The organism is Parabacteroides sp. PH5-46 (assembly GCF_029892785.1).
Taxonomy (GTDB): domain Bacteria; phylum Bacteroidota; class Bacteroidia; order Bacteroidales; family Tannerellaceae; genus DFXE01.
The window spans coordinates 37,385-51,538 of the sequence record NZ_JARXXA010000014.1; the positions used below are offsets into that span (position 1 = coordinate 37,385).

General features: G+C 42.4%; 11 protein-coding genes. 6 read left to right on the top strand and 5 right to left on the bottom strand.

The genetic code is table 11. The annotated features are described in order from the left end of the window. Window positions 1–186: 186 nt before the first annotated feature. The 3 genes from M2470_RS13935 (at window position 187) to M2470_RS13945 (ending at window position 3,149) form a co-directional block, all read left to right on the top strand. Window positions 187–1,017 (top strand): S1-like domain-containing RNA-binding protein, encoded by an 831-nt coding sequence (locus tag M2470_RS13935; RefSeq protein WP_280745613.1) that lies wholly within the window; start codon window positions 187–189, stop codon window positions 1,015–1,017. 137 nt (window positions 1,018–1,154) lie between these two features. Continuing rightward, window positions 1,155–2,138 carry a FimB/Mfa2 family fimbrial subunit gene (locus tag M2470_RS13940; protein ID WP_280745614.1) on the top strand — a complete coding sequence of 328 codons (984 nt, stop codon included), beginning with the start codon at window positions 1,155–1,157 and terminating at the stop codon, window positions 2,136–2,138. Between the two features lie 39 nt (window positions 2,139–2,177). Further along, entirely contained in the window at window positions 2,178–3,149 is a 972-nt protein-coding gene (locus M2470_RS13945; protein WP_280745615.1) for a hypothetical protein, read from the top strand. A gap of 44 nt (window positions 3,150–3,193) precedes the next feature. Here M2470_RS13945 and M2470_RS13950 read toward each other — a convergent pair whose 3' ends face one another. Next, window positions 3,194–4,156: a sugar phosphate isomerase/epimerase gene (locus tag M2470_RS13950; RefSeq protein ID WP_280745616.1), complete on the bottom strand. Its 963-nt coding sequence runs from the start codon at window positions 4,154–4,156 to the stop codon at window positions 3,194–3,196. A gap of 9 nt (window positions 4,157–4,165) precedes the next feature. Continuing rightward, window positions 4,166–5,629 (bottom strand): Gfo/Idh/MocA family oxidoreductase, encoded by a 1,464-nt coding sequence (locus M2470_RS13955; RefSeq protein WP_280745617.1) that lies wholly within the window; start codon window positions 5,627–5,629, stop codon window positions 4,166–4,168. A gap of 179 nt (window positions 5,630–5,808) precedes the next feature. Between M2470_RS13955 and M2470_RS13960 the strand changes: the two genes are divergently transcribed. Together M2470_RS13960 and M2470_RS13965 are read left to right on the top strand one after the other, a co-directional pair. Further along, window positions 5,809–6,921 (top strand): PCMD domain-containing protein, encoded by a 1,113-nt coding sequence (locus M2470_RS13960; RefSeq protein ID WP_280745618.1) that lies wholly within the window; start codon window positions 5,809–5,811, stop codon window positions 6,919–6,921. Window positions 6,922–6,935: 14 nt separating this feature from the next. Continuing rightward, window positions 6,936–7,697, top strand: a complete 762-nt coding sequence (locus tag M2470_RS13965; protein ID WP_280745619.1) for a porin family protein — start codon at window positions 6,936–6,938, stop codon at window positions 7,695–7,697. A gap of 13 nt (window positions 7,698–7,710) precedes the next feature. Here M2470_RS13965 and M2470_RS13970 read toward each other — a convergent pair whose 3' ends face one another. Beyond that, entirely contained in the window at window positions 7,711–9,231 is a 1,521-nt protein-coding gene (locus M2470_RS13970) for a DUF4301 family protein (RefSeq protein WP_280745620.1), read from the bottom strand. A 178-nt stretch (window positions 9,232–9,409) separates the two neighbouring features. Between M2470_RS13970 and M2470_RS13975 the strand changes: the two genes are divergently transcribed. Further along, window positions 9,410–11,638: a TGS domain-containing protein gene (locus tag M2470_RS13975; protein WP_280745621.1), complete on the top strand. Its 2,229-nt coding sequence runs from the start codon at window positions 9,410–9,412 to the stop codon at window positions 11,636–11,638. Here M2470_RS13975 and M2470_RS13980 read toward each other — a convergent pair whose 3' ends face one another. Next, window positions 11,639–13,072, bottom strand: a complete 1,434-nt coding sequence (locus tag M2470_RS13980) for an HD domain-containing protein (protein WP_280745622.1) — start codon at window positions 13,070–13,072, stop codon at window positions 11,639–11,641. Window positions 13,073–13,331: 259 nt separating this feature from the next. Beyond that, window positions 13,332–14,105 carry an AraC family transcriptional regulator gene (locus M2470_RS13985; protein WP_280745623.1) on the bottom strand — a complete coding sequence of 258 codons (774 nt, stop codon included), beginning with the start codon at window positions 14,103–14,105 and terminating at the stop codon, window positions 13,332–13,334. Window positions 14,106–14,154 lie beyond the last annotated feature (49 nt).

Below are 14,154 nucleotides of genomic sequence, written 5' to 3' on the forward strand. Positions count from 1 at the left end.
AAGCACGCATGCGTTTTGTCAATCGCATGTGTGCGATTTTTCACCTGACGCAACCAACTAATATACAGACAAGTACAAACATCTTGAAATCGACTTGTATTTCTCTTTAATTTGCTTACTTTTTGACAGATAGAACCGATTTAATAATTATCATGTATCTTTGTGCTTCAATCTAACGGATTTAGTATGAAAATAGGGAAATACAACACGTTGAAGATCGTGAAAGATCTGGATTTCGGCGTTTATCTTGATGGAGGAAACGGACAGGAAATACTCTTGCCGGCTCGTTATGTTCCAAAAAATGTAAAGCCGGGAGACGAAGTTGAGGTATTTATTTACCATGATAATGAAGGCCGTTTGATTGCAACTACAGAACGCCCGTTGGCTCTTGTGGGAGAGTTTCGCTTCATGACTGTAAAGTCCGTAAACGATACAGGCGCTTTTCTGGAATGGGGCTTAATGAAAGACCTGCTGGTTCCTTTCCGGGAACAGAAAACACCTATGCAGGAAGGGCGCCGATACCTGGTGTATGTTTACCTGGATCATCTATCTAAAAGAATCGTTGCTTCTTCCAAAATAGACAAATACATTGGAAATACATTCCCTTCATATGAGTTCAATCAGCAAGTAGACCTGCTAATTGCAGACGAAACAGAGATAGGCTTCAGGGTTATCATCAACGATTTACACTGGGGTCTTGTGTATTATAGTGAAGTATTTCGCTCCTTGGAAAAAGGAGAACGGCTAAAAGGATATATAAAAGAAGTCCGCGAGGATGAGAAAATAGATGTAAGCCTCACCCCATTAGGCTATGGAAAAGTAGAAGGTGTAGCCGGAAAAATACTTGAATCATTGCGTATCCACGGAGGATTTTTGCCTCTGCATGACAAAAGCGATCCGGAAGAAATATACGCCCTTTTCCATTGTAGCAAAAAAGCTTTTAAACAAGCAATAGGTACCTTATATAAACAAAAGCTGATAATTATTGAAGAAAAAGGCATACGTATCTCTGATTAATAACAAATAGGACCATTTTATTAATCTTTAGTTTTCCAACAACCCATATATTTGTAATAATTTACAAGTGATATACCTGATAGACTGAAGTTTGGTAAGCCATCAGGTATCATGAGAAATTCTCGAAGGATAGCGCTATGAGGCTAAAGAAAAACAAAATCTTAACTAAAATAGCCACACCTCTGTGTGTAGCTATTATTTTAGTTATTCTACTTCCCGGCTGTATGCACGACAGCTTGGAGGAGTGTCATGGTATACGGGTTTCTTATCGTTATTTCAGGGATGGTGCCGGCAATAATTTGTTGGGAAATTATATTCGTACTACAGAAGTCTTCATTTTTGATTACGACGGCAAACTACTGCCAGACTATCCGATAAACGGCTTACCCTCTGAGCTGGAACTTCCCATAGGTAATTATACCATTGTAGTATGGGGAAACCGCGCCGCAAGCATACCTGGCGGCAACATGAGTAAAAGCGGTATGCTACTTAAAACAAAAGATGGGGAAACCGAAATTAAAAACGCAGGAGACAGACTTTATTATGGCTATCGCAGTTTTAGCGTAGGCGAGAACGGCATGACTCACATAAATGTAGATATGGTACATGCCCATGCCGTAATGAGCCTCACGATCCGATGGAAAAGCAATCCGCCGGAGAACACCGGAGACTTTTATCTCAGCCTGCAAGAAGCTCCTCCCGCTTCATCTTTCCTACCCGGTACAATATCAAAAGGGCTCAAATGGGATGTATATTCCCCTGGAACAGACACATATCCGCAAGCAGATCTTTCTTCGGTATCTTATTTCCCAAAAGCAATTGATAATATGACAGGACCTGTATACAGACAGGACACACATATAAATGTAGATAAAAATGTAAAAGCAACCTTCATAACATTTCGTTACAGCAATACTTCTCCACTCATTTTAAGTCTTTACGGAGGTGGTCGGCTATTAATGAAAGAGATTGCCCTTGAGAGGTTTTTTCGCGAAAGCGGCATCAATCTGGAGAACAATACCCGGCAGGAGTTCGATCTGGATGTATTGATTGATGGAGATAAAGTAGAAGTTTCCCTTGCAGGGGAGAACGATTGGGATGAAGGAGGGGTTGTTTTCTAAATTAACTTTAACTATTAACACTTTAACTATCAGATGAAAATGAAAAAGAACGTTTTTTCACTTTTAAGTATTGCCTTATTGGTATTCTCCTCCTGTACAAGTGACGAGTACCTAACCGGAGGACATATCCTCCAGACAGAAAAAATTACATTCTCATTTCCAGGAGTAGTAGCAGAAGAAAGTGCTGACATTCCTCTCACTCAAAGTCATGAAGTTGTACTGAATAAGCTTGTCATTTACATGTTTGACAATCTGAGCGGGCTATTGGAAAAAATATTTTATGATTCCCACATTTCGTTAGACAACACCCCATCTTCTTGTCAGGTTCAAATAGAACCCGGAAGCATGCATGGAGATAAAACCTTCTATTTTGTAGGAAATAATAATGACGATTCATCCCCTCTCTCTAAAGCGCAGGCAGGTATCAGCCAGTTAGATGGTTTTATTTCTACCTTGAGTAGCAATCTTACAGATCTCAAGCCGCAAGCCTTGTTGCTTTCCGGTAAAATTTCAACTAAAGAAATGAACGCTTTAAACAAACCGGTACAAGTGAACCTAAAATGCCGTATGGCACGCTTTGATGTAGACAAAAGCTCTGTTGATGATTTTAAAATTAAAAAAATAAAAGTAGAAAACGCCCTCAACCGTACTTATATATTTACCGATGCCCCTCATATATGGGCGGAAGGCTTAGAGTACAATACTTATTACCTAGAAAATTTCGAACACTACGGCGCATTTTACCTTTATCCGGCAATACTTGGAGAAGGAAAAACCATCATTTCTTTTGAAGGCACGATTAACGGAAAAGAAAAGAGTTATCGTGTTAATTTCGATAAGGATATTTACATTCAGGGAGACAATTATTATACACTTAAACCCTCAACACTCATAGCCGACAACTCCTCTATGGAAATGTCGATCTCCGAAAGAGGGAATAGACAAAACAGTATTACCGAATGGATATGGATTACACCCTGGAAAATAATAGACTCAAATATAATCCTATAAGAATACCCCGAAGTGGCAAAGGCCTTGTCACTTCGGAGCTTCCTTTATTTCACAAATGAAGCTTTCTTTAAATAAGCGGCACAATCTTTCACTCCTGCAAACTGGGTACGCCCGTCGGGCATCTGTTCCAATTCTACAAAGTAATCTTCGATACCGTTTTTATACATCTGCTTGAAGATATTTTCAAAGTTCAGCATACCACTCTGTCCCAATACGGCCACATCCTTTATATGCAGGGCTTTGATGCGATCCGAATGTTTCTTCAGATACGCTAAAGGATCGTTACCTCCTCGTACCGTCCAGTAAACATCCAACTCAAAACAAACAAGCGACGGATCTGTATTAGCAATGAATATATCCTGAATTTGTTCTCCTTTCGGAGCAAAAGGATTCGCAAACTTTTCCTCCTCGCCCGGTTTAAGCAAACGCTGGAACTCCATATGATGATTGTGATAGCCAAACAACAGGCCGGCATCTTTACATATCTTGCCGGCTTCATTGAAGAACTCACAAACCAACAAGGCTTCCTCATAGGTACGGCACATGGGCATCATGGGCTGAATAAGGAATTTACATCCTAATTTTACATGATCTGCTACCGTTTGTATCCAATATTCTTTTACCTGTGGGAGAATCTCTTTCTTATACTCCATAAGGAAAGGTACACCTTCTATGCTGGGGTTTACATGAGAGCTAACGATCTTCAGACCGGCATCTTCCGCCATTTTCCGGAATTCCATCATCTCTACATCACCAATCTTTCCTTTACCATAACCGGCCAGTTCCAGATTCACATATCCCATATTCTTCAACTCCTTCATGCGCTTGGGAAGATCATCATACAACTCTTTCTGAAGAGAATAGATTTGCAATCCCAACTTCTTCTTACTTGCTGCCGATGAAGCAACGGAAGGAGACGAAGCATGAGCAGCTCCTGTTGTTCCAGCTAATAATCCGCCAGCTGTCAAAAGAGAAGCACTTTTAATAAAATTACGTCTATTTGTCATAGCTGTTGATTATTTATTGAAATAAGGTAATTGATATGGGTTTCTATATTGGTACCAATACAAACGATGATTTGCAGCTTCTTTATCATTTACAAAACTTAAAGTAGCCGGATCCCATCTTACTTCTCTGTTCAGTTCGCGGGCAATATTAGCTAAACAACAGAGCGTATTCGTACTGCAACCTACTTCTACAGGAGCAATCGGATTTTCTCTGGAGCGTACGCAATCGATGAAGTTCTGCATGTGTGGAGCACTTGTCTCGTAGCTTCCGGCCATACCACCTTTCGCTTCAGTTTTTTTCTTATTCTTATTTTTCTTAGCTTCTTCTTCCTGTTTTTTCTTGTATTCTTCGTACATTTTCATATATTCTTCATGGGTAAGCGGCCTATTACCTGCTACTTCTGCCGGCACTTTAGAAGGATCAGAACATGCCAGATAACCACGGGCTACTTCAATCCAACCTTTATCTCCGATAAATTTAATGCCTTGTGCACCATCATTACCTTCCAGGAAGGGCTGTTCAGTCATCACGATACCATTAGCATACTTCATTGTTGCATACTCTGCACCGTTTACTCCTTTAGGATAGAACAATACAGGACCTGAACCATCCATACCTATAGCAGCTTGGGCAATATCAAACATGTGCGCACCCCAGTCGGCTGTATAACCGTTTCCGGTTTCCTGATACCATCTCCACGCACCCCATAGTTGTTCGTTTTGCTCCGGATTAAGAGATATTGGAGGACATAAGTCGGGATGATAATGTACCTTCGGATCATTCAATGGCCCCATCCACTGGTTGAAATTCAGATTAGCCGGGATTGGCATTTCCGGTAAATCTAATGGTTTTGGAGGTTCGCCAACCCTTGCATATATTTTTTCTACATGTCCGATAGCCCCACTTTGCACCAGTTCAATGGCCTTCTGGAACTCAGCACTTGAACGTTGCTGGCTTCCTACTTGTAATACGCGTTTGTTGTCACGAACCGCTTTTACCATTGCAAGACCTTCGGCTATTGTGAAAGCCAATGGTTTCTGACAATATACATCCTTTCCTGCCTGGCAGGCATGGATGGTATTCAGTGCGTGCCAATGGTCGGGCGTAGCAACTTCTATAGCATCTATATCTTTGCGTTCCAACATTTCTTCGTAGAACTCGTACTTGTCACAACGGGTTGCCATGCCTTTGGCAGTTTGCCATGCTTCAATCCTGCGTTTAAAGCGTTCTGTCTTCATGATATCTACATCACTGCAAGCTGCTACCTGCACACCCGGACATGCAGCAAAACCTGCAAAGTCAGACAATGCCTGCTGGCCTAATCCGATAAAACCAAGCACCACACGATCACTCGGAGCTATTCTCACTCCGTCCATCATCCAGCTTGGAAGAATTGTTAAACTTGCTAAACCTAATGCTGAGAGGCCTAAGAATTCCCGACGGTTCATTCCTTTTGGGGTTTCGTTTTTCATGGTAATTAATGCTTTTTAAAAATTTATAATTAGCGGCTTTTTGTTGCTCCAAAGATAGAAAAATAAAGAATATAAAAAATAAATGACTCAAATAGACGCTGCGTTAAAATCTGTCAAAGAAATAAAACTTCCAACTATTATGACTTTATTTGTGCTTTATACATTATCAATATCCCATTATGAAGAGAAGACTTTTTGCCTTATTATTGTTATTTCCATTTCTCGTCAGTTGTATCCAGGATGAACCATTATCACCTTATGCAGATATAGAAACATTCTCCTTGCCAAATGATGTTACTCTCAGCGATGCAACGTTCAATCAGACAAACATCTCTATTCATGTGAAGAAAAGCGCCAACTTAACGGCTCTTATACCAACTGTTACTATTTCAGAAGGTGCAACTATTACACCTGATCCATCAATAGCCCAGGACTTCAACAAAGAAGTAAAATATGTTGTAACAGCAGCTGATGGCAAGCACCAGAGAGAGTACACAATACAAACTATAACCACATCGGCTTACAGTTATAGTTTTGAAAACTGGGAAAAACTAGACCCTAATGCAATCTATGAAACTCCGGTAGAATATGATAGTGAGGGAAAACGAACCACCCTCTGGGACTCAAGCAACAAAGGTATCAACATCTACAAACAGAATGAATATAAAAGGCCGGAAGAGTTTCCTATTCACAAAACAAGCAATATGGTAACTCATGGAAAATATTCAGCGGAAATGTTAACGATGGTGGGGCCCGGAGATATTTTAGGGATGATTAATATTCCTATTGTTGCCGGCTCTCTGTTTATGGGAGTGATGGATCCGCTTTATGCATTAAAAGATCCTCTGTTATCCACTCGCTTCGGATTACCGTTCTATGACAAACCTCTCCGTATGACCGGTAAATACATGTATAGAGCCGGAACAGAAAATTATATTGATCCGAATGGTAAAGTTTTACCTAATGTAAAAGACTCATGCGCCATATATGGCGTGTTCTTCCGGGTGGATAATGCTTCCATGATGCTGGACGGCACAAACATACGGATACATCCCAACATTGTTGCCATGGGTATGATGTCACCGGAAGAACGTGCAGGAAGTAAAGGAGAAGGAATGGTTCCGTTTGATATTACTTTCGAGTACAAAAAAGACCATATCGTTGACTTCGAGAGATACCAATACAAACTCGCCCTTATCTTCAGTTCCAGTTTCTATGGAGACCGTTACGAAGGAACCCCCGGTAGTCACCTGATTATAGATGAGGTAGCAGTTATTATTGACGAAGAATAAGAACAAGAACAAGTATGAAAACACACTATATCAAAGCAGTAATCGCTCTTTTAGCAGTTATCTTCTTTTGCGAAACAAGTTGGTCGCAGGATTACAGTTCCCGCAAATGGGAGTATAAGTTTTTTGCCGGTTATAACTTAGGAGGAAGTACCCCTCTGCCATTACCGGCTGAAATACGAAAAATAAACTCCTGGAGTCCGGGTTTTACCGGTTCGCTGGCCTTTCACGCAACTCGCTGGCTGACTCCGGAATGGGGAATAACCTCCGGACTGGCTATCGACCTGAAAGGAATGATAATCAAAGCCGATGTTAAATACATGATGACCAATCTGGTAGTGGGTGAAGGTGACAATACCGGTACGTTTAGTGGAATGTTCACCGGAGAAAACAAAACAAAAGTAAGGAACGGCTATCTCGTTCTCCCCCTTTTAGCTACATGGCGTCCTGTGGATAAGTGGACGTTCCGCTTAGGTGGGTATTTTGCCTCTCAACAAGATGCTAAATTTGAAGGTTCAGCTTCCAATGGCTACATACGTACCGGAGGACCTGCCGGAGATCGGATCAATATCGAAACAGCCACCTTTGACTTTTCCGAAAATATACGAAGCGTTGATGCCGGCTTAATGGCCTCAACTGACTGGTTTTTTACCGACAAAATGGCTATTACCGGACAATTATCATGGGGGCTTGTACCACTCTTCCCGTCTAATTTCAACGGTATCCCTTACAAGATGTACAATGTGTACTTCCTGACAGGGATTGCATACCGGCTATAGTCTCTCTTTATAATTACTGGTGCTCCGGCCTTAATAAGTCGTTTACTGTTTTTACTGGATTGAAGGTTTCTATGGGAACTTCCACAAAGACAGTATTCCAATTACTCATGGCTCCGTTCCATAAACCGGGTAATTCCAAAGCCTTCAGTTCTTTTCCGTCTTTACTTTTGATGGATATGAAACCGGTATTTTTGTCTACGAAATCCGGTAGGTCAAACTTATTCCCCTTATAATCCTTAATGGCGCAAACCAAGTCTACAGGGTTGAAGTGAGTTCCTTTTTCAAATAATTCCCTTTTTTCGGGCTCGTTCAGGTTTATTTGTGAACTTTCCAGTATTTGCAGAGAAATAGTGCCGTCTGCATTCACCGCCAGGAAAGGGCCTCCTCCCGGCTCGCCTACATTCTTCACCATACCGCACACACGTAATGGACGGTTCAGTTTTTCCTTCAGGTAAAGAACCAGTTCGGCATCTTCCAGGTATTTAATTTCTGTATTTCGGGTACAGAGTTCGTTCTGCAGGAAATGAATCATTTCTTCTATCTGCTTGTGGGTGTATTTTCCTCCGTCAATCAGCTTCAAATAGTCTGTTATTTTCTTTTGATACGACACAAGTATTCCTGCCAGTATCTTCTTATAAATCACGGTTGAATACTTAAAACTGTCGGGTACAACGTTGTCTACATTTTTAATGAATACCACATTGGCATCCAGGTCATTCAGGTTCTGAATCAAGGCGCCATGTCCTCCGGGACGGAACAGCAATTTATCCTCTTTGTCACGGAACAGTTCATTGTTCATGTCAACCGCTACCGTATTGGTAGAAGGTTTTTGCCGACTGAAAGAAATCTGGTATTCTACAGAGAATTTATCCTCATAAAAATGCTTCTTTTCGGCTACTTGCTGTTCAAACAAATGCAAATGTTCAGGAGAAACCGTAAAGTGCAGATTCACCTCTCCCAATGTGTTTTTAGCATACATCGCTCCTTCGGCCAAGTGCTCTTCCATGGCAGTCCGTACGCATTGGGGATAGGTATGGAAAAGCAATAAACCCTTCGGCAACTGCCCATAATTCAGTCCCGGCTCATTCAGCAAAGCCGATACGATTGCTTTATATTCGCCGGCTGCCATCATTTCCGGCATATCTTTTTCGTAGTGAACCCGGCAGAATACATTCAGTTTATCAAAGAAGGCAAACTTCTCTATTTCTTGAAAAAATGTTTGCTCAAACTCGGTAGTCGGTACATCATAAGGAGCTTCCAGAAAGGCATAAAGATCCTTGAACATACGGCTGGCAGCACCTGAAGCAGGAACAAACTTCACGATTTTCTTTCCGCTTCCCAAATACTCTTCCCAAGCGTTGATATACGTGATTTGCGTCTCTTGCGGGATAGTCATAATACCTTTTTCCACGGAAGCAGAAGCCGTTATTTCCAAAAAAGGAAAACCTTGCCTGAATGCCATAAGCTGTTCTTCTATCTGCGCTTCGGCAATACCTTTCGCTTTGATCTGATCTAAGTCTCTTGCATTTAACATAGTATGGAGCTTTTTGTTATTATCATATTCGCCTTATCCTTTTTCACAATTCGTATGTTTATGGCAAATGTATAAAAATAGAGCCGAATCCTGAACATATTAAAATAAAAAAAGGTACTTTTACAACATCTTCAAGAGATAGTCGTAATAAGAAGTAGGTTATTAAGTTTAGAGTGTTATGACTGAATTATCATTTTTTACACCTGAAGAGAAAGTTTTATTTCGCTCAAGATATAAAGAGTTATTAGGTTGTCTTTATCAGTTCCTTGAAAAAGAGGATATTCACAAGATGCGTGAACTGATGCAACAGGTAGTTGTCCAGGATTGTTACGGAAGAGACAAAAACGGTATCAACGGACTGCTGCGTAATATTGAAACGGCATTGATTGCTGCTTCGGAAATTGGTTTGCGCAGAGCGCCGGTTATCGCCCTCCTCCTCTATCGCCCTGTGTTTAAAAAGATCGTAAAACTGGAAGAGGTTGAAAAGCAATTCGACAAGGATGTAGCCCTGATTATCTCAAGACTGCTCAAAACATCAGATCTGTATGCCCGCAACACAGCCGTCAATTCGGAGAACTTCCATCGTCTCTTATTCTCATTTGCCGAAGACGTACGGGTTATTCTATTAATGATAGCCGACAGACTTTACATGATGCGTATCGGCAAGCAGCTCACTAGTGACAATGATCGCATACGCCTGGCTACGGAGGTGTCTTACCTATATGCTCCATTGGCGCATCGTCTGGGCTTTTATAAGATCAAAGGCGAACTGGAAGATTTGTCATTAAAATACCTCGATCCGAAACAGTTTGCCTTTATCAAGAAAAAGCTGAATGAAACCAAGCGTTCCCGTGATGCTTATATTGCCGAATTTATCGCTCCGGTTCAAAAGAAGCTGGAAGAGGTCGGTTTCAACTTTGACATTAAAGGAAGAACTAAATCGATACATTCCATCAACAATAAGCTGAAGAAGCAAAAGATTGACTTTGAAGATGTATACGACTTGTTTGCTATCCGCATCATACTGGATATGCCCAACGCCACAAAGGAAAAGGAACGGGCAGACTGCTGGCAGGTCTACTCCATCGTAACCGCCATGTACCAGCCCAATCCCAAGCGGATGAAAGACTGGATATCCATCCCCAAGAACAATGGTTATGAGAGTCTACATGCCACCGTATTGGGCCCGCAAAACCGATGGGTGGAAGTGCAGATACGTACCCGGCGGATGGATGAAATTGCCGAGAGCGGACTGGCTGCCCACTGGAAGTACAAAGGGGTAAAGGAAGAGATGGGACTGGACGAGTTTCTGACGAATGTCCGGATGGCATTGGAATCAACAGACCTAGACCCGATGGATCTGATGAAGAACTTTAAAATGGATCTTTACAAGGACGAGATCTATGTCTTCACACCCAAAGGGGAATTACTGAAGCTACCGGTTGGGGCTACGGTGCTCGACTTTGCCTTTGCCATTCATACCGATCTGGGTAGCAAATGTGTATCCGGAAAGGTGAACGACAAAAATGTGCCGATCCGTCAGGTACTCCATAATGGAGATACGGTATCGGTAGTTACCTCTCCTGCCCAATCACCCAAGAGAGACTGGCTTTCGTTTGCCGCCACGTCTAAAGCCCGCATAAAGATCAAACAAGCCTTGCGCGAAGAAGCTGCCAAGAGTGCCGACTTCGCCAAAGAAATGTTGCAGCGCCGCTTCAAAAATCGCAAGATAGAGATGGATGAAGGGGTATTCCTGCGTTACATCAAAAAGAAAGGCTACAAAACAGTTACCGATTTCTACCTTGACCTTGCCGAAGAGCATCTGGATCCCAATTCGGTTATTGAAGAATACCTGGACACCGAACAAAAGGAAAAAGAGCTAACGGTGCATCACACGGAAATACGTAGCGCCGAAGAGTTTGTTACGACCACCGAAATGGAGGAAATATCCCGCAAACAGGATGTGCTGGTAATCGATAAAGACCTGACCGGGATAGAATACAAACTGGCTAAGTGCTGCAACCCCATCTTCGGGGATGAGATTTTCGGTTTTGTGTCCACAAACGGTATCAAGATACATCGTAAAAGTTGCCCGAATGAACAGCAAATGCGTGAACGTTTCGGATATCGGATGATTGATGCCCGCTGGAGCGGCAAAGAAGGTGCAGGCGACATTGTCAACCTCCGCATAATAGGCCGGGATGACATCACAATCGTAACAAACATCACGTCTGTAATTAGTAAAGAGGCAGGTGTAACACTCCGCTCGCTGAATATCGATACCGTAGATGCCTTCTTCAGAGGACACTTCTCTGTCCTCGTAAAAAGCACCAACGCCCTGGCTCAGCTGGTAGGAAAAATCAAAGCCGTAAAAGGAGTTAAAACAGTAGAACGGTTGAATCAATGATTAATCGTTAATCAGCCCCATTTCTTTTGCGCGTTGCATCATAAAGGCTTTGGCTGCTTCATATTCGTTGGGGATTTTGCCATCCAGAATCGCATTCTTTATGGCCTCTTTAAGGGCACCTACCGGAGGGGAAGGAGGCAATCCGAACGTTTGCATGATCTCCTCTCCCGAGACAGGCGGCTGAAAGTTACGCACCCGGTCTTTCTCTTCAATAAAAGCCAGTTTGTCCCGCACCAGGCGGAAGTTATTCAGGAAGCGTCGTACCTTATCGGGGTTCTTGCTTGTTATATCGGCCTCGCATAGTAGCATCAGGTCGTCAATGTCATCTCCGGCATCAAACAACAAGCGGCGGACAGCCGAATCGGTCACATCTTCGTCCACCAGGTTGATGGGCCGCATATGCAGATTTACCATCTTCTGCACATACTTCATTTTCTCATTCATAGGGAGCTTCATCCGCCGGAAAATACCCGGAAGCATCTTCTCTCCTACGTAGTTGTGATTGTGGAAAGTCCACCCCAGGCGATTATCCCAGCGCTTGGTAGCCGGCTTGCCTATATCGTGCAACAGCGCACTCCAGCGCAGCCACAGATTGTCGGTATGCCTGCTCAGGCGGTCAAGCACCATCAGCGTATGGGTCAGATTATCCTTATGGCCGATACCTTCCTTTGTCTCCGCTCCTTTCAAAGCACTCAACTCCGGAAAAATGATCGCCAAGAGTCCCGACTTGTCCAATAACTCAAATCCGATGGAGGGTTTAGGAGAAAGGATTATTTTATTCAGCTCGTCGGCTACGCGTTCTTTCGATATAATATGTATGCGTTCTTTATTACGCTCTATGGCATCAAAGGTATCCGGATCGATAAAGAAGCCCAGTTGGCTGGCAAAGCGAATGGCTCGCATCATCCTCAGCGGATCATCGCTGAAGGTAATATCCGGGTCAAGCGGTGTACGGATCGTTAGGTTTTCCATATCCTGAAGCCCATCAAACGGATCTACCAATTCTCCAAAGCGGTCTTTATTGAGACAGAAAGCCAAGGCATTAATGGTGAAATCGCGCCGGTTTTGGTCATCTTCAAGCGTACCATCTTCCACGATAGGTTTGCGGCTATCTGCCCGGTATGATTCCCGGCGGGCGCCTACAAATTCTATTTCCAGGTCGGCATTCTTAACCTGCGCCGTTCCGAAATTCTTGAAAACAGATACGGAGGTTGATCTACCCAACTTCTTGGCTACAGCCTTAGCCAATTCGATCCCGCTACCTACTGCCACAATATCTATATCCTTCGACTCACGCCCTAAATAGATATCCCGTACATAACCGCCGATAACATACGCATCGAGCTTCAACTCTTCTGCTGCTTCCGATATAGCCTGAAAGGGTTTTGATGAAATATGTTTTAGTATTTCCTTTTTGTCCAGATCAATATACATTGACTTCTTACTTATCAATTCACAGGCACAAAGTTAGTTTTTTCTGCTGTAAAAGAAAGAAAGTGTACAAATAAATAGGATTTAGGTAGCATGCAACTGCCATCTTTCTGCCAATGTTTTTGTTGGCCGATAGCCATCAACCAATTGGCTGATAATTGTCAGTCAGTTGGCCGACGGCCGTCAGCCAATTAACCGATAATTATCGGCCAACAATTTTCAGCTATGTTTTTCTAAAAGGATAGGGAGATATTTCGGAAAACTACTTACTGTATGTTAGCTGGCGCCGGAGTTTCATCGGCGTAGTATCAAATTGCTCTTTACAGAAGCGTGTGAAATGTCCGGCAAACTTAAAGCCATGCTCCTTCCGTATATCTTCAAGAGACTTCTCGGCATCAGCTAGACTGAAACGAACATGCTTTGCTTTTTGATTTAATAACCACTGATAAGGCGACTGGTTAAACTCTTCCTTAAACTTCCGGCTAAAAGATCTTTTCTCGCTGCCAAGTATATCAGACAATTCGTCTATCTTACTTATTTGTCGGTAATTCCGCAATACCTGATTACGGAAGCTTGATGTTTTACCAATCACCGGATGCAGGAGAGATACCAACTCTTCTACCGAGAATAAGGCCTGAAGAAGGATTTGTAGTTCTTTATGTTTGATTTCATTCAGGATTGGTTTTTCTACCAGTTGAAGGATATAACACAACAAATGGTCGAAGAATTTACCCATGGGCTCACGGAAAGACAAGGGGGCAAAGCTATGTGAGACGCGGTCTGTCAGCTTCAGCAACTTCTGCACGTACTCGTTGTCGTCTATATCGAAGAGGTTTTCAAAACTGAACTCTACCACCCGGCACTGCGTCAAAACCCTGCATTTAAAATCTGCCGAAATAGGAACCAGCACAAATTCAGACTCACAAATGTTCTGGTTTATAAATTCATTACAATTAATGTTGGCTTTACCCTCCAAAAAGAATAACAAATGGTTATAATCCTTACTGAGAGCCGACCATAAAGTGTCTTCTTTCAAGATATGATATTTAAATCCAATTTGATACACAGGCGAATATAATCGTAAT